Raw genomic sequence first — 16161 nt, 5'->3', positions numbered from 1 at the left:
CCGCGGTCAGTCGATCGGGAATCGAAGGAGCGCCCCGAGACCGTCCCGTAATTCGTCACCGCCGTCGACGTCGCTCGGGACGACGACGAACTCCCCTCCCTGCGCGACCGTTCTCCGTTCGTAGTCCCTGAGTTCCTCGGCCGACAGGGTCTCCGAGGCGAGCATCGTCGCGACCCCTTCGTATTCGAGTGCCTCCTCGACCGCTTCCCGTCCGGAAACGGCCTCGTCGCCGGTTTCGAGTTCGCCGAAGAACTCGTCGAGGTGTTCACGGACGTCTACCCGTCTGGCGTCTTCGAGGTGGTCGCCGGCCTTGTCCGCGAGTTGTTCGAGTCCGTTTCGAGACGCATCGCCGACGGCGAACGCGTCGGCGACGACCCGGTTCCGGAGTCGATGGTCGAGGTAGTCCCCGTCGAGGAACTCCGATGCGGTGACGCTCGACCCACCGACGAACAGTCCGTCGACAGGGTCGATGTCGGACTGCCCGGGATTCGCGTTCGACCGGCGCTGTTCGTCGGCCGTTTCGCCGAGGAATTCTATCATCGCCCTCTCGGCGACGCGCTCGAAGAACTCGCGGTGCGTTTGCTCGCGGTCGCCCAGTTCCCCGCTCGTCGGGTTATCCTCCGTATCGTCGCTCCGGAGCGATTCGATCTGCTCGACGTCGCCGTCGGAGAACCGTCCGAGTATCGCCTTTCCGTGCTCGACGACGAGCAACCCGTAGGTCGACTCGTCGGTCGTGACGTCGAGGGGTTCGGTCTCGAACTCGTTCGATCGTTCGTACCGTTCTCCGGCGACGGGCGACGACAGGTCGTCGAACACGTAGTCGACGGTTTCGGCATCGACGACTCCGGCGTAAACCACGAGACCGTTCTCGGGCGTCTCCTCGTAGTCGCTGACGATTCGTCGCACCCGTTCGAGCGCCTCGGTGACGCGCTCGCTCGTCTCGTCGGCGTCGATGTACTCGGTCCTCGCGTGTTCCTCCTCTATTCGTTCGAGCGCGGCGTCTATCGGTTGCTCCGGCGGAACGGCCAATGTGACGAGGTGAGGTCCGCTGCCGGTTGCGTTCGATACCTCTTCGATTCGGTCCTGAACGTCGTCTGTCGTAGACATGATATTGTGCGCGGAAGGCGTTCCTGCACCGGCCGACGGGAACCGTACGCGGCCGGAGGTGAACTGTGAATCCGATTCGAGTCCGTAGTCAGTTGAAGCTCCTGCCTGCACTTTCAGCGTCCCGAACGACGACGACCCCCGAAACGCTCAGACGTACTCCAGCAGCGCGTCGATGTCGGCTTCCGTGTTGAAGACGTGAACGGAGGCCCGAACCGAGTTCTCGGGGTACGGAAGCGACCTGATTCGGATTCCTTCGCGGGCGAGTCGTTCGACGAACCCGTCAGGGTCGTCCACTCCGAAGGTCACGAGGCCGGACTCGTACTCGCGCGGACTCAGCAACCGCGCGTCGTCGGCCGCGACGAGGCCGTTTTTCAACCGGTCGGTCAGCTCTCCGATTCTGTTCTCGATCGTGTTGTAGCCTACCTCCTCGATGACGTCGATGGCTTCCCCGAGTCCCGCGTACGTCGCGGGCGAGACGGTTCCGACTTCAAGTCGCTGTGCGCCGGGTTCGTATGCGTACGCCTCGGCGTTGGGGTCCTCGACGCTCCGATAGCCGATGTGGGCCGGGTTCAGGTGACGTTCGGCACCGTCTCGGACGTGGAGGAACCCCGCGCCGAACGGACCCAACAGCCACTTGTGGCCCGCTCCGGCGACGAAATCCGCGCCCCACTCGGTCACGTCGGTCGCCATCTGACCCGGACACTGCACCGCGTCCACGAGGACCAGCGCGCCCGCGTCGTGGGCGATGTCGGTGATTTCGGAGACGGGGAGCATCGTCCCGTGGGTCCACGTGAGCGCGCTGAGACAGACGAGTTTCGCGTCCGACGCCGCGTCCTTCACCGAATCGAGGTCGAGACGGCCTTCCTCGCTGGCGAGCACGTCCGTCTCCACGCCGTGCCCGTTCAACCGCTTCCACGGAAGGATGCCCGAGGAGTGTTCGAGGTCGGTTCGAACCACCCGGTCGCCGGACTCCCAGTCGATGGCGGCGGCGATACGGTTGATACCGTCCGTCGTGCTCTGCGTCAACGCGAGCGTCTCGTCGGTCGCACCGAGGTGGTCGGCCACGGTCTCCCGCGTTCGGTCGAGGACGTCGAAGGCGAACGGGTACGACCCCTCCGCCGCCGGTGCCTCGTACTCGTGCCGTTCGAGACAGGTTTCGACCGCCTCGACGACGCGGGTCGGACTGGGGCCGCTGGCACCCGTGTTCATGTACGTCGTCCGTTCGAGCGCGGGCATGTCGTCGCGTAAGGCTGTCGGCTCCATGGGAGACACCCACGTGCGGTGTGCCTAATAATTCCCACCTCGCGGCAACCCGGTGGAATCATCACCGTTATGCCGCGATGCGGCCATCGTTTCCCCATGCACATCGACCACCTCGGCATCGCCACCGACGATGCATCGACCCTCGCGGAGACGTACGAAGCGCTGTTCGACGCACCGGTCGTCCACGAAGAAGAATTCGACGGCCTGCGCGTCGTATTCCTCGATTTCGACGGGAGTTACTTCGAACTGCTCGAACCGCTCGAAGACGGGACGATTTCCCGTTATCTCGACCGAAACGGGGCGGGTATCCACCACGTCGCGCTCGAAACCGACGACATCGAAGGCGCACTCGAAACGGCCCGCGACCACGGCGTTTCACTCATCGACGAGGAACCCCGACCCGGCGCGTGGGGCCACGACGTGGCGTTTCTCCACCCGAAATCGACGGGCGGCGTGTTGGTCGAGTACGTCGAACACTGAAACAGATCATCAGAACCAGTCGTCCGCACGCAGTTCGTTCGCCGGAAGCATCCGTGAGGGGGGCTCTGCGAACCACGCCGCCCCATTCAATTCTCCGCCCTGTATCGCTATCTCTCCACCCAGATAGTCGGCGTCGAAGAAGACGAACAGGAGGTGGAGGCGTTTCTCGTCGTCGTTTTCGGGAACCACGGTTAGCTTGCGGAGCAGGAAGGGTTCCGCAAGTTCACAGCGGATGTCGGTCTCCTCTTCGACCTCTCGAACCGCGGCCTCCTCGGACGTTTCTCCGTCTTCGCGTCCGCCGCCCGGAAGCCCCCACGCATCCGCTCCGCGATTGAGAATCATCAGCGCCCGCAGACGCTCGTCGAACGCTTCGTCCGACATCGAATCGCTGAGCGGGGCGGCATCGTCGGGTCGGCGGACGACCCACGCGTACGCACTCCCGGTGTATCCGTCGCGGGCGTATCCCACCAGTTCCTCGAACTTGGCCGCCGGTTGCTCCTGCGTCCGCTCTTCGACCGGAACGTCGCCGTACTCGTCCAGCAGTCGATTCGTTCGACGTTCGACCGCCGCTCGATTGACTTCTGAAGGCATGATTCCCACGAATAATGGCAGAAATATAACCGAACCGGAAAGCGATACCGCAGCATGACTCGTCGAGTGGACTTCCCATGAGGGACGTAAAACGGACGAGTGAAGTACGTCAGCGCCGAGCGCGGGTGTTCACTTGAATCGGAACGTCTCCAGGTTTTTCGGCGCGAACGTGCGGATGTTGAAGTCGTGGTAGAGCGACGAGGAGAGGTCCTGGGTCGAACTCTCGTCACCGTGAACGCAGAGGACCTTCTCGGGTCGCGGGTTCATCGTCTTGACGAAGTTCATCAGACCGGCGCGGTCGGCGTGGCCGGAGAAGCCGTCGACCGTCTCCACTTCAAGTTTGAGGTTGAGCGTCTTGCTCCGGTTGCCGCGTCCGTTGAGCGGGATTTCGTCCCATCCGCTCTGGATACGGCGTCCGAGTGTCCCCTGTGCCTGGTAGCCGACGAACACCATCCTGCTGTCCGGGTCGGGGCCGATGTGTTCGAGCCACGACATGATGGGGCCGCCGGTGACCATCCCGGACGTCGAGAGGATGATACACTGGTCGCCGTCGGCGACGTCCTGTCGTTCCTCCTCGCCGCCGTCGATGTGGTTGAACTGCGGGGCGAGGAACGGGTTCTCGTTCTCGTGGAAGATGCGGTCCCTGAGGTCGTCACGCAGGTATTCGGGATACGTCGTGTGGATGGCCGTCGCCTCCCAGATCATTCCGTCGAGGTGGACGGGCATCTCCGGGATGTCGCCGTTGCGCATCGCCTCCTCGATGACGAGCATCATCTCCTGCGAGCGACCCACTGCGAACGCGGGGATGACGACCTTGCCGCCCTTCTCGTACGTCTCGTTGATGACCCTCTTAAGTTTCTCCTCCGAATCCTTCTGGTCGGTCTGATAGTCGTTCCGACCGCCGTAGGTCGATTCGAGGATGAGCGTCTCGACGCGCGGGAAGTCGTTCACCGCGCCGTTGAACAGGCGCGTGTCGTCATAGTGAATGTCGCCCGAGAACGCCACGTTGTACAGGCCGTCGCCGATGTGGAAGTGCGTGACCGACGACCCGAGAATGTGACCCGCGTTGTGGAACGTCAGTTTCACGTCCGGGGCGATGTCGGTGACGTCGCCGTACTCCAGCGGGATGGTGTGCTTGAGCGCTTCGCGAACCATCTCGCTCTCGTACGGCGGGACGCGGCCTTCCTTCGCCGCCACGTCGAGATAGTCGAGTTGGAGCAGTCCCATCAGGTCGCGGGTCGGTTCGGTCGTGTAAATCGGACCGTCGTAGCCGTACTTGAACAGGAGCGGGATGAGCGCGCTGTGGTCCAAGTGAGCGTGCGTGAGAACCACCGCGTCGATGGTCGCGGCACCCGCGCCGAGCGCCTCCTCGACTTGGAGGTACGGCACGTCGTCCGACCCCGGTTTGTCGCCGCAGTCGATGAGGATACGGGTTTCGGGCGTCGAGAGGATGAAGCTCGCGCGTCCGACCTCGCGACAGCATCCGAGCGTCGTGATGCGAACCCACTCCTCGTTGCTCATCTCCTCGCGGTGTATCTGTCTGCCGACCCGTTCCAGAATATCGCGCCGGTCCTCGCGTTCCTGTTTCAGGAAGTTCCTGACGTTGGAGACCGTCGAGGACTCGATGGGCGGCGTTCTGACGACTTCCGGCGTCCAGCCGACTTCTTGGGTTATCTCGCGGAGCGTACTGCCGTGTTTACCGATGACCATGCCGGGCTTCTCGGCTTGGATGACGACTTCGCCGGTATCCGCGTGGAAATCGAGGTCCGTCACGCCCGCTTCGTCGGGAATGACTTCGAGGATGTCCTCGCGCGCCGTGTCGGGGCGGGAGAGAACGTCCGGGTCGGGGCGAACCGTGATGCGCTTTCGCAGTTGGCTCGCCAGTTTTCGGATCAGGTCGCCGTTGCGCGCGAACTTCTTCGGGTCGCGCGTGTAGACGACGAGTTCCGGTCCTTCGTATTTGACGTCGGATACCGAAATGTCGCTCGGTAGTTCGCTCGTAATCGTTGCTTTGAGGTCTTCGAGTTGTTGCTCTACTTTACTCATGGTGAAAACAGTCCGCTTCGTCCATTGGGAGAGCGAATGCTGTTGGTCCGGCGTATCTTGGATTGTCGCAGACGGTGGTTTTCAGCACCGTGACCACTACGACGTATACAGCACAGCATAGATTGTCTCGCTTGTTCTGCGGGATTGGAACATACGCGTCAACGCGCATACAGTGGCCCTGGTCTCCGAAAGCAAACTGCTCATGGGTGACACAGGAAAACCCGCTTATCCCCCACTAAACGGTGTGATTATAAAAGCCTTCTCAAAACCCCTAAACCCATTCTGCCCGACGTGTTCCTATGAAGCTCTCACCGGCCACGGTCGCCGACGAACACGAATGGGTCCGCGAGCGAACCGACGTCGTGACCCTCATCAACGACGTTCGGGCAAACCTTGGCGAGGCGTTCGGTACGGAGGTCGATACCGTCTCCGAACCGAAGTACCGAACCGAGGTCGATGCCGTCTTCGCCGACGGCGACGTCGCGGTGAACGTCGCCGCGCTCGTCGCCCTGCTCCGCGACCTCGACGTCGAAAACGACTACCCCGGATTCGTCGTGGACGAACTCCTCGGGCGGGAACTCGCCGGGATGATAGCGGGCAACCAACCCCTCCGCTTGCTCGGCGAGGCCACGTTCCACTACGCGGACATCATGCACCACGTGGACGACGAGGCGGCGGGCGTGGACGACTTGGACGCCGCCCTCGCCGCCGGATTCCAGACGCGACTGCCGGGGTGGAACTGGACGGAAGGCGAGAGTCCGTTTTCGGTGAAGTGACGAGGTGTGACGAATCAGGCGTCGGCGGTGACGTCGACACGGAAATGACGTCCCCCGCGAATCATGTCGAAGCCGAAGAACGCGAGAGAGACCGCGCCGACGAGACTTACCGCGGCCCATCCGAGGCCGTCGTTGGCGAGGATGCTGGAGATGAAGAACGACGTTGCGGAACAGATGATTCCCAGTCCAGCGAGGCGATACCATTCGACGTCCCATGGCAGTTCGACGCCAGCGGAAATCAAGAGGAGGGCACCAGCGATGGCGATGCCGAACTGCAAGAGATACCCCGTATTCGACAACACCGAGGGTCCAAAGGCGACGACCAGCCCCACGTTCGACACGAAGATGAACAGGCCGTACCATTTGAACACCCGCCGACTCAGCCCGCCGGTGGGTGCACGAATAACCGGCGCTTTCATGAGTTCGTGTTGATTGACTGATCGTAAACAGCTTCTTTCGATGTTTCGCGGGGTTCAAAACGACAACCGCAGGAGATACGACGCGAGTATGGACAGGGAGAGACAGAAGAAACCCACATCGGCCAGTCGACGTTTTTCGACGTTCCACCAGCGGTCGGTAGGCGAGAGGATGAGGAGAAGGCCGCCGCCCGCCCCGAGCGTGATTTGGACGAGGAGGCTCGGGTCGCCCAACACGTTAAAATCGAGCGCGACGAGCAGACCGAGGTGGAGAACCAGAACCAAGACGCCGAGCCACCGTATCGCGCGTTGACCGACACTGAGCGTCGGAGCCGAAATCGTTGGCGCTCTCATGAGATCGTGTTGGATAACTGGCGTTAAATAATTTCGCTCACCCGTCCTCGACCCGCAGGTCGAACCCCCAGTCGAATTCCGCCGTCGGATCGCTGAACTTCGACCCTGACGGATGGATAGCAATCGGCACCTCGAACCGGTACGTTCCCGAGTCCATGTACCCCCCGACCTGATGGTCGTCCCAGACGAGATACTCGGTTGCGAGCGATTCACCCGCTTCGTACGTGCGGGGCAGACAGGCGTAGTTCGCAAAGGCCCTCGGTTCGTTCGGATTTCTGTCCCGCGTCCAGCGGTCGCCCTTCCGCTCGATCCACTTCGTGTCCTCCGATTCGTGAAGCCACAACCCCGGCGTCTCACTCTTGCCCTCGTCGCGGTTGAAGGGATTGTACATTCCCTCGCCCGCGGAGAATCGTCGCTTCTCGCCCTCGTTCGTCACCGTCACTCGGAGGTGGGCGGCGTCCGCGGCCGTGACGGTCCCGTTCAGCAATTCCACGTCGATTCGAATGTCGTGTTCTTCGGGAACGGTGTCCACCTTCGCCAGCGACATCTGGCGCTGAACCTCGTCCGGTCCGAACGTCTCGGCCGATTCGGGGCCACCGACATCGAGGGTGGCGCGTCCGAGACACCCGCCGGACAGGGCCGCTCCGCACACCGCGAGGAGCCGTCGCCGTTTCATGTCCCTCGATTATGCCCTTCTGGCATAAGTCTCGTGAAGGGTCAAACGCCCGTTTCACTCTCGCTACTGCGGGTTCGGAACACTGATTGCAATCGGCTGACACCATCAACCATGCAACCCGCGACGCTCTGTTACCTGATTCGGGGGGACGAAATCCTCCTCATCCGCAAGAAACGCGGCCTCGGCGAGGGCAAACTCGTCGGCCCCGGCGGGAAGGTCGAAGATGGCGAAACGCCCCGAAACGCCGCGATTCGGGAGGTACAAGAGGAGGTTCGCGTATCCGTGAAGAACCCGACCAAGGTCGGCGAGTTCGAGTTCGTGTTTGGAACGGAGTCGGAGATGTTCGTCCACGTCTTCCGCGCCGAGGAGTTTTCGGGGAAACCGCAGGAGACGGACGAGGCTGACCCGCGGTGGTTCGACGTCGCGGACATGCCCTACGACGAGATGTGGGAGGACGACCGACTCTGGATGCCATCTCTGCTTTCGGGAGAGCCGTTTTCCGGGTGGTTCCGGTTCGATTCGGACGGCGACGAGATGCTCGAAGAGGAGTTGGAAACCGGCGTGGAATTTTGAGTGCGAATTCGCGTCTATTGACGAATCGTGTTCGGTACCCGTCTGCAATCCGTCCGTTCGCTACGAGTCGTGGCTGTATTGCTGTGATTGCAAATACAGACGTCAATGAAACCGCAACCGCTACCGCCCACACGCCTCCCCAACCGACTCCTTCGCGTGCGCTCAGTCGTCCCTCTCGCTGGCCAGGCGGCCCGCAACCGACCGCAGGTTGCGGGCCTTCTGACGCACGCGCCAGTGTGGCTGGTCCCTATCTCGCGGACGGATTTCCACAGTGGCGCGCGCTGATGGGGTGGTGAGGCCAGCGGTGCGGACGGCCGAACCAACCCCTCGAAGCCGCGCGAGGGATGACGACCGAGGAGCGCCAGCGACGAGCGGAGGAGTCGGTTGGGGAGGCGTGTGGGCGGTAGCGGTTGCGGTCGGGTGGGAATGAAAGGGGCCGCCCGGTCCCGTGAGCCTGCGAACGGGACGTTGTCGGAGCTCTGCTCCGACTGAACTCGCGCTTGTCGTGGTTGTCTCAGTGACCCCTCTCGACGCTGGCGAACGAAGTGAGTCAAGGAGAGATGTCACTGAGCAACCGCGAGCGGGCGGGGGCTTTCGAGGTCTGCTTCTCGGCGGTTGCAATTCGGTCGGTTCCAACTACGACGCGTAGCGAGTGGACGATGATTTTCGAAAATTGCGTCACCGCGGTCGGAGCGATAGCACTTCGAATACAACTCTCGTATCGAAGCGAACGTCCTTCGAACGTCCAAAATCACGACTCCTTGCGGTCGCTTCAGGACATTTAAGAGCGCATCCGGACTGGGTAGGAGTAATGAGTAACGACGATCAGGAACTCGGCATCACCGAGTCCAAATCGTACAGTCCCGGCGACTGGTACGCCGAAGTCGTACTGAAGGCGGGCCTCGCCGACTACGCGCCCATGGGCGGGTTCATCGTGACCCGACCGCGCGGGTACGCCCTCTGGGAGGGCCTGCAGGACTACCTCGACGGTTGGTTCAAGGAGACGGGGTCGCAGAACGCCTACTTCCCCGCGCTCATCCCCGAGAGCTACCTCGAACGCGAGAGCGACATCGTGGAGGGGTTCGACCCTGAAGTCGCGTGGGTGACCCACGGCGGCCACGAGGAACTCGAAGAGCGCCTCGCCTTCCGTCCCACCAGCGAGAGCATCATTACGCCGTTCATGAGCCAGTGGGTGCGGAGCCACCGCGACCTGCCACTGCGACTCAACCAGTGGTGTAGCGTGATTCGGTGGGAGGCGACGGATACCAAGCCGTTCTTCCGCACGAAGGAGTTCCTCTGGCAGGAGGGTCACACCGCCCACGAGACGGAAGAAGAGGCGTGGGACGAGACGATGACCCGCCTGTCGCAGTACCAGCGCGCCTTCGAGGAGGTGCTGGCGATTCCGGTCATGCGCGGCCGCAAGCCCGAACACGACAAGTTCCCCGGCGCGGACACCACGACGACGGTCGAGGCGCTCATGCCCGACGGCAAGTCGGTGCAGGGCGCGACCAGCCACTACCTCGGGCAGGGCTTCGCCGAGGCGTACGACCTCTACTTCACCGACGAGAACGAGGACGAGCGCGTGGCGCACACCACCTCGTGGGGGCTGTCGTGGCGCGCGCTCGGGGCGCTCATCATGACCCACAGCGACGAGCAGGGGTTCGTCTGTCCGCCCACGCTCGCGCCCGAGCAGGTCGTCATCGTCCCCATCTGGCAGGAGGAAAACCGCGAGGAGGTGCTGTCGTACGCCGAGGGCATCGCCGACGAGTTGGAGGACGCGGGCGTCCGCGTCGAACTGGACGACCGCGACGAGCGCAACCCCGGCTTCAAGTTCAACGAGTGGGAGTTGAAGGGCGTGCCCGTCCGCTTCGAAATCGGCCCGCACGAGGTCGAAGACGACGAAATCACGGTCGTTCACCGACCCGACGGCGAGAACGTCGTGGAGGACCGCGCGGGCATCGTGGAGACGGTCGAGGACCACTTCGACGCCGTGTTCGACAAGATGTACGAAGCGGCCGAGGAGACGCTCGAAGATAACATCCGAGAGGCCGACTCCCGTGCGGACATTCTCGGCACCATCGGTCAACACGGCGGCTACGTGAAGACGGCGTGGTGCGGCGACGAGGATTGTGAGGCCGAAATCAAGGAGCAGATTTCGGCGGAGATCGTCATGGTGCCCCTCGACCGAGACGAGGAACCCTGCGGCGACGAGTGTTCCATCTGCGGCGACGAGGCCGAGGAGACGGCCTACTTCGCAAAGTCGTACTGAATCGGACCCCCGTTTTTTCGACCGATCACGGGCCGACCGTGATATGTGAACCTTGGATTAGATAGTCCCCCGCGTGCAACGAGATACCATGCCGCGGTACGTCACGCTCGACGACTCGTACGAAACCGCCCGCGAGGACTTCGCGTGGGGCCTCCCCGAGACGTTCAACGCCGCCCACGACCTCGTCCGAAAGCACGACGACCCGAAAGGGTCCGTGGCCCTCTTCCAGGCCTCCCCCGACGGACGACGGGAAACGTACACGTTTCACGACATCGACGTCCTGTCGAACCGGGTCGCCAACGCCCTGTCGAACCTCGGCGTCGAGTTCGGCGATCGGGTCGCCGTCGCCGTCCCGCAGAAACCCGCGAACCCCATCACCCACCTCGCGTGCTGGAAACTCGGAGCGATATCGATACCGCTGTCGGTGCTGTTCGGGTCCGAGGCGCTCGGCTATCGACTCGACGACAGCGGCGCGAACGTCGCCGTCGTGGACGAGGCCGTTCGGGAGTCGCTGGACGAAGTTCGGGACGACTGCTCCGACCTCGAACACGTGGTGGAAGTGGACGGGGACGCCGAGGGTGATGTGCGGAGGTTCGAGGAACTGCTTCGGGACGGCGGGCGCTCGTTCGACCTCGCGGAGACCACGCCCGAAACGCCCGCCATCGTCATGTACACGAGCGGAAGCACGGGTCCGCCGAAAGGCGTCCTCCACGGACATCACGTGTGGGTGGGCCACTGCCCGACGTACTCGATGGTGTTCGAGCGAAACATCCTGGGGAAGACGGTGGCGTGGACGCCCGCCGACTGGGCGTGGATCGGCGCGCTCGGCGACCTGCTCTTTTCGTCGTGGCACTACGGCCGCCCAGTCGTGGGCTATCCGATGGGAAAGTTCGACGCCGAGGAGGCGTTCGAAATCGCGGAGGAGTTCGGCGTCACGGACGCGTTCATCCCGCCGACGGCCATCCGCATGATGATGGACGTGGCCGACCCCACTGCAACCTACGACCTCGACCTCGACGCCATCAGCACCGGCGGCGAACCGCTGACGCCCGAGATTCTGGCGTGGGCCGAGGAGGAACTGGCGGGCGTCGCGGTGAACGAACTGTACGGGCAGACGGAGGCGAACCTGCTCGTCGCCAACTGTCGGGACTGGTTCGAGGCGAAACCGGGGAGCATGGGAAAACCCGTTCCGGGCCACGACGTCGCCATCGTGGACCCCGAGACGGGCGAGGAAGTTCCGCGCGGCGAGGTCGGCCAAATCGCGGTGCGGAACCCCACCGAACCGGCGATTTTCGAGAAGTACTGGAACGCTCCCGAGAAAACCGAGTCGGTTCGCGTCGGCGACTGGCACCTCACCGGCGACCTCGCAGTGCAGGACGAGGACGACTACATCTGGTTCAAATCGCGCGACGACGACCTCATCATCACGAGCGGTTACCGCGTCGGACCCGGCGAAATCGAGAAAACCATCCTCGAACACGAGTCGGTCGAACAGGTCGGCGTCGTCGGCGTCCCGGACGACACGCGAGGGGAGATAATCGCGGCGTTCGTCCAACCCGTTTCGGGTGTCGAGGGGAGCGACGCGCTCCGCGAGGAGATTCGAACCCTCGTGAATGACCGACTCGCTAAGTACGAGTATCCGCGTCGAATCGAGTTCGTCGCCCGCCTGCCCCAGACGACGACCGGAAAGATTCAGCGCACGGAGTTGCGGGAGCGGGCGGTCGAGGAGTCCGACCCGTGAGCGGTTGGTATAAATTCACACACGTATTGCTCTGATACCTCCTGACGGGTATTATAAATCGTTTATAGCTCAGACTGGCGTTCTTTCCTTGAACGGCCGTTACTCGTTGCGACGAGCGGCCACTACTACAACAATGGTTTCGAGTCCGACGTTCGACGACGGGGTTCCACACGAACGAATCGACGCCGACGACTGGGAGGAGATATACGTCGTCGGCGACGTCCACGGCTGTTTGCTGGAACTCGAATCGCTTCTCGATACGCTCGCGCCGTCTTCCGACGACCTCGTCGTGTTCGTCGGGGACCTGATTCGGAAAGGCCCCGACAGCCTCGGCGTCGTGGAACTGGTCCGGGAACGCGACAACTTCCGCTCGGTGCGGGGCAACAACGAGCAGAAACTCATCGACGGCAGCGTCGAACTCGACGGATTCGGGGAGGAGGAAATCGAGTACGTACGAAGCCTTCCGGCAGCGATTTCGTGGGACGACGCGCTCGTCGTCCACGGCGGCGTGGACCCGCGAAAGCCACTTTCCGACCACTCCGTCGACGACCTCGAAACGACGCGGTCGCTGGCCCCGGACGGAAGCTACGACCGGCCGTTCTGGTTCGAGGAGTACGAGGGGCCGCGGCGGGTGTTCTTCGGCCACACCGTCCTCGAACGGCCGGTCGAGCGGGAGTACGCAGTCGGATTGGATACAGGCTGTGTCTACGGCGGGACGCTCACGGCGTACGAGTATCGGGATGACGAGTTCGTCACCCAACCGTCCCGCAGAACGGGCAAGAGCAGGAGCGACGACTCCATCGTCACCCCTCAACCCCACTGACTCCGGTCACCGTCCCCGTAAATTGCCCTCCCCGACCAACCATGCCACAACACGAGTTACCGGACGACGGCGACGAGGAAACGACGCCCGAAAACGCCGCTATCGACCTGAGCGATCCGCGGTATTACTTGAACCGCGAGTTGAGCCAACTGGAGTTTCAAAAGCGCGTGCTCCACGAAGCGACGGACGAGCGCAACCCGTTGTTGGAGCGCGTGAAGTTCCTCGCCATCTTCACGACGAACATGGACGAGTTCTTCCGCAAGCGGGTCGGCGGCCTGAAACAGCAGATGGCGGCCGACGTGACCGAACTCTCCCCGGATGGTCGGACGCCGCGGGGGCAGTGGGAGGAAATCCTCGACGTGACGCGAGGGATGTTCCGCCAGCAGTCGGCCTGTTACCGGGACGTGATTCACGACGAACTCGCAGCGGCGGGTATCGACATCGTTTCGTACGATTCCCTGTCGACGCCGGAACGTGACGAACTTCGCGGGTATTTCGAGGAGTCCGTCCTTCCCACGCTCACGCCGCTGACCTTCGACCCCGCACATCCGTTCCCGTTCATCTCCAATTTGAGCCTCTCGTTGGCGGTGTTGACCCAGAAGGAGGAGGGGGCGGAGCCGACGTTCTCCCGCGTGAAGATTCCGAAGAACCGCCCCCGTCTCGTTCGAATCGGCGACGGGACGCGATACGTCCTGCTGGAGGACGTCATCCGGGCCAACCTCGACCTCCTCTTTCCGAGTACGGAGATCATCGACCACTCCACGTTCCGCGTCACCCGAAACGCGGAGGTCGGAAAGGACGAGGAGGTGGCCGAGGATCTCATCGACATGATAGAGACGGTGCTACGGGAACGGCGGTTCGCCACCGTCGTCCGTCTCGAAATCGAGGAGGGAATGCCCGACGCGGTGCGGGAGTTGTTGGTCGAACAACTCGACGTGGACGACCGCGAGGTGTTCTGTCTCCCCGAACCGCTCGATTTCCGGGATTTCATGGACCTGACCGACTGTGACCGACCGGACCTGAAATCCACACCGTGGACGCCACGACCACATCCGCGACTGACGGGCGAGACCCTCGACGAGGAGGTGGACGTGTTCGAGGAAATCCGGCGGAACGACCTCCTCGTCCATCACCCCTACCACTCCTTCGAGGAGACGGTCCAGAAGTTCCTGAGTCAGGCCGCGGCGGACCCGGACGTACTCGCCATCAAACTCTCCATCTATCGGACCGCGAGCGATTCGAAGGTCGTCCAAAGCCTCATCGAGGCGGCGAGAAACGGCACGCAGGTCGCGGTGATGGTCGAACTCAAGGCGCGGTTCGACGAGGAGAACAACATCGAGTGGGGCAAGAAGTTGGAGGAGGAGGGCATCCACGTGGCGTACGGGACCATGGGTTACAAAACGCACAGCAAGACCGCGCTCGTCGTCCGCGAGGAGGAGGACGGGGTGCGGTTGTACTCGCACATCGCCACCGGAAACTACCACTCGGAGACGGCGAAGACGTACACCGACCTCGGACTGCTGACCGCCGACCGCGAAATCGGACAGGACCTGAGCGCCCTGTTCAACTACTTCACCGGCCACACGCGCCACGAGGAGTATCGGAAACTCCTCATCGCGCCGGGGAACATGCGCGAGCGCTTCACCGAACGGATTCGCGCCGAGGCGGCGTTGGCACGCGAGGGGAAGGAGGGTCGCATCGTCGCCAAGATGAACTCGCTCGAAGACCCGGACATCGTCGAGGGACTGTACCGGGCGGCGATGGACGGCGTCGATATCGACCTCGTCGTTCGGGACATCTGCCGACTTCGTCCCGGTATCGAAGGCGTGAGCGAAACCGTGAACGTCTACAGCGTCGTCGGGCGGTTCCTCGAACACTCCAGAATCTTCTACTTCGGAAACGATGGCGACCCGCGATACTTCCTCGGGTCCGCCGATTGGATGACGAGAAACCTCGACAAGCGCGTCGAAACCGTCGCGCCGGTGACGGACCCCGCGCTTCGGGAGGAGCTGTCGGCGATTCTCGAAACGATGCTGGCCGACAATCGAAACTGTTGGGAGATGGAATCGGACGGAAGCTATCACCAGCGACGCCCGGGCGACGAACCGTCGGTGGCCACACAGGACGTACTCATGCGGCGAACGAGTCGCTTGACCGACACGTAGCGACGGAAAACGGTCGATCGGATGGACGCTGTCAAATTCAACTTTTAAATGGTCGTCGTATAAAAAGCCACAAAAAACGGATAGATTTGGAGGGGAGAATATCCCATAATCGAAAGTTTATGTCTATTTTGACAATGGTCTCTAACGTCACGTATTGCAATCTGTAGGTCGTTCATTCATCCAAATCACGAATCGTTAGCAAAGTTTTAGAAACATGGCTACAATCGGTTAGATATGGCGGAAGTCAATCTAGACGAAAAGGACTTCAAAATCCTACGATGGCTGGACAGGGAAGGGGATATCGACGTCGACGCAGTGAGCGACGAACTCGGTATCAGTACTTCGACGGTGTACTATCGATTGGACAAGTATCGAAATCAGGGTATTCTGACGGGAACGGTGTCGAAAATCGACGCCAACGAACTCGGACTCGAACTGACGGCCATCTCCGAGATTCGAAGCGAGTACGGTCCGGAGTACGAGGCCATCGGCGAGGAACTGTGTGAGATTTCCGGCGTCCAGACGGTGTACTTCGTGCTCGGGGACAAGACGTTCACGGTGATCGCACACCTCCGCGACCACGACCATCTGCAGGAGTACATCGACGACATCATCCAAACTGACGGCGTGGAACACTCCTCGACGCGGGTGGTCCTCCAAACGTTCAAGGACGAGTCCCGACTTCTCATCAACTACGACGACGAAGACCTCGAAGAACTCATCGAAAGCGAGTAAGGTCCAATTTTCGATACCCACATCAACGGGTGAAAAGTCGCACATAATTCAGCAATGTCCGACGAATTTTACTACGAATATAAATATTCAATCCGTAAAACGACGCGCATATACAATATATAAGGAACACATATTGACAATAGCAC

Annotated in this window: 15 protein-coding genes; 8 read left to right on the top strand and 7 right to left on the bottom strand. The window is 62.1% G+C overall.

Annotated features, from left to right (window positions below; genetic code table 11):
- Positions 1-6: 6 nt before the first annotated feature.
- On the bottom strand, positions 7-1107 hold the full coding sequence (locus ACGYLY_RS10705; RefSeq protein WP_395281643.1) for a hypothetical protein: 1101 nt from the start codon (positions 1105-1107) through the stop codon (positions 7-9).
- A gap of 147 nt (positions 1108-1254) precedes the next feature.
- Positions 1255-2370, bottom strand: a complete 1116-nt coding sequence (locus ACGYLY_RS10700) for an aminotransferase class V-fold PLP-dependent enzyme (protein ID WP_395281644.1) — start codon at positions 2368-2370, stop codon at positions 1255-1257.
- Positions 2371-2466: 96 nt separating this feature from the next.
- On the opposite strand from ACGYLY_RS10700, the gene mce reads away from it, so the two are divergent.
- On the top strand, positions 2467-2850 hold the full coding sequence (gene mce, locus ACGYLY_RS10695) for a methylmalonyl-CoA epimerase (protein ID WP_395281645.1): 384 nt from the start codon (positions 2467-2469) through the stop codon (positions 2848-2850).
- Positions 2851-2859: 9 nt separating this feature from the next.
- On the opposite strand, the gene ACGYLY_RS10690 is transcribed toward mce, so the two are convergent.
- A complete protein-coding gene (locus ACGYLY_RS10690) occupies positions 2860-3441 on the bottom strand; it encodes an NUDIX domain-containing protein (RefSeq protein ID WP_395281646.1) in 582 nt (193 codons plus the stop codon).
- A gap of 129 nt (positions 3442-3570) precedes the next feature.
- Positions 3571-5487, bottom strand: a complete 1917-nt coding sequence (locus tag ACGYLY_RS10685; RefSeq protein WP_395281648.1) for a beta-CASP ribonuclease aCPSF1 — start codon at positions 5485-5487, stop codon at positions 3571-3573.
- 299 nt (positions 5488-5786) lie between these two features.
- Here ACGYLY_RS10685 and ACGYLY_RS10680 point away from each other — a divergent pair, with 299 nt between their 5' ends.
- Entirely contained in the window at positions 5787-6263 is a 477-nt protein-coding gene (locus tag ACGYLY_RS10680) for a hypothetical protein (RefSeq protein ID WP_395281649.1), read from the top strand.
- Positions 6264-6277: 14 nt separating this feature from the next.
- Here the strand turns inward: ACGYLY_RS10680 and ACGYLY_RS10675 are convergent, their stop codons facing one another.
- Genes ACGYLY_RS10675 through ACGYLY_RS10665 form a run of 3 tightly spaced genes read right to left on the bottom strand, consistent with a single transcriptional unit; the run spans position 6278 to position 7709 of the window.
- On the bottom strand, positions 6278-6682 hold the full coding sequence (locus ACGYLY_RS10675; protein ID WP_395281650.1) for a hypothetical protein: 405 nt from the start codon (positions 6680-6682) through the stop codon (positions 6278-6280).
- Between the two features lie 54 nt (positions 6683-6736).
- Positions 6737-7033, bottom strand: coding sequence for a hypothetical protein (locus tag ACGYLY_RS10670; protein WP_395281651.1), 297 nt, complete (start codon positions 7031-7033; stop codon positions 6737-6739).
- A gap of 37 nt (positions 7034-7070) precedes the next feature.
- Positions 7071-7709 (bottom strand): hypothetical protein, encoded by a 639-nt coding sequence (locus tag ACGYLY_RS10665; RefSeq protein WP_395281652.1) that lies wholly within the window; start codon positions 7707-7709, stop codon positions 7071-7073.
- A 111-nt stretch (positions 7710-7820) separates the two neighbouring features.
- Between ACGYLY_RS10665 and ACGYLY_RS10660 the strand changes: the two genes are divergently transcribed.
- From ACGYLY_RS10660 to ACGYLY_RS10635, 6 genes are all read left to right on the top strand, one after another.
- Positions 7821-8282, top strand: a complete 462-nt coding sequence (locus tag ACGYLY_RS10660; RefSeq protein ID WP_395281653.1) for an 8-oxo-dGTP diphosphatase — start codon at positions 7821-7823, stop codon at positions 8280-8282.
- Between the two features lie 811 nt (positions 8283-9093).
- On the top strand, positions 9094-10551 hold the full coding sequence (gene proS / locus ACGYLY_RS10655) for a proline--tRNA ligase (protein WP_395281654.1): 1458 nt from the start codon (positions 9094-9096) through the stop codon (positions 10549-10551).
- 88 nt (positions 10552-10639) lie between these two features.
- Complete coding sequence (locus tag ACGYLY_RS10650; RefSeq protein WP_395281655.1) at positions 10640-12292, top strand: AMP-binding protein; 1653 nt, start codon at positions 10640-10642, stop codon at positions 12290-12292.
- A gap of 133 nt (positions 12293-12425) precedes the next feature.
- The gene (locus ACGYLY_RS10645) at positions 12426-13115 is read left to right on the top strand and encodes a metallophosphoesterase family protein (protein ID WP_395281656.1); all 690 of its coding nucleotides are present in this window, start codon (positions 12426-12428) and stop codon (positions 13113-13115) included.
- 41 nt (positions 13116-13156) lie between these two features.
- Entirely contained in the window at positions 13157-15280 is a 2124-nt protein-coding gene (gene ppk1 / locus ACGYLY_RS10640) for a polyphosphate kinase 1 (protein ID WP_395281657.1), read from the top strand.
- 234 nt (positions 15281-15514) lie between these two features.
- Positions 15515-16015 carry an Lrp/AsnC family transcriptional regulator gene (locus ACGYLY_RS10635; RefSeq protein ID WP_395281658.1) on the top strand — a complete coding sequence of 167 codons (501 nt, stop codon included), beginning with the start codon at positions 15515-15517 and terminating at the stop codon, positions 16013-16015.
- Positions 16016-16161 lie beyond the last annotated feature (146 nt).

It is taken from the genome of Haladaptatus sp. CMAA 1909, from assembly GCF_043952005.1.
In the GTDB taxonomy this organism is placed as follows: Archaea; Halobacteriota; Halobacteria; order Halobacteriales; family Haladaptataceae; genus Haladaptatus.
This window is presented reverse-complemented; position numbering and strand designations above follow the sequence as displayed.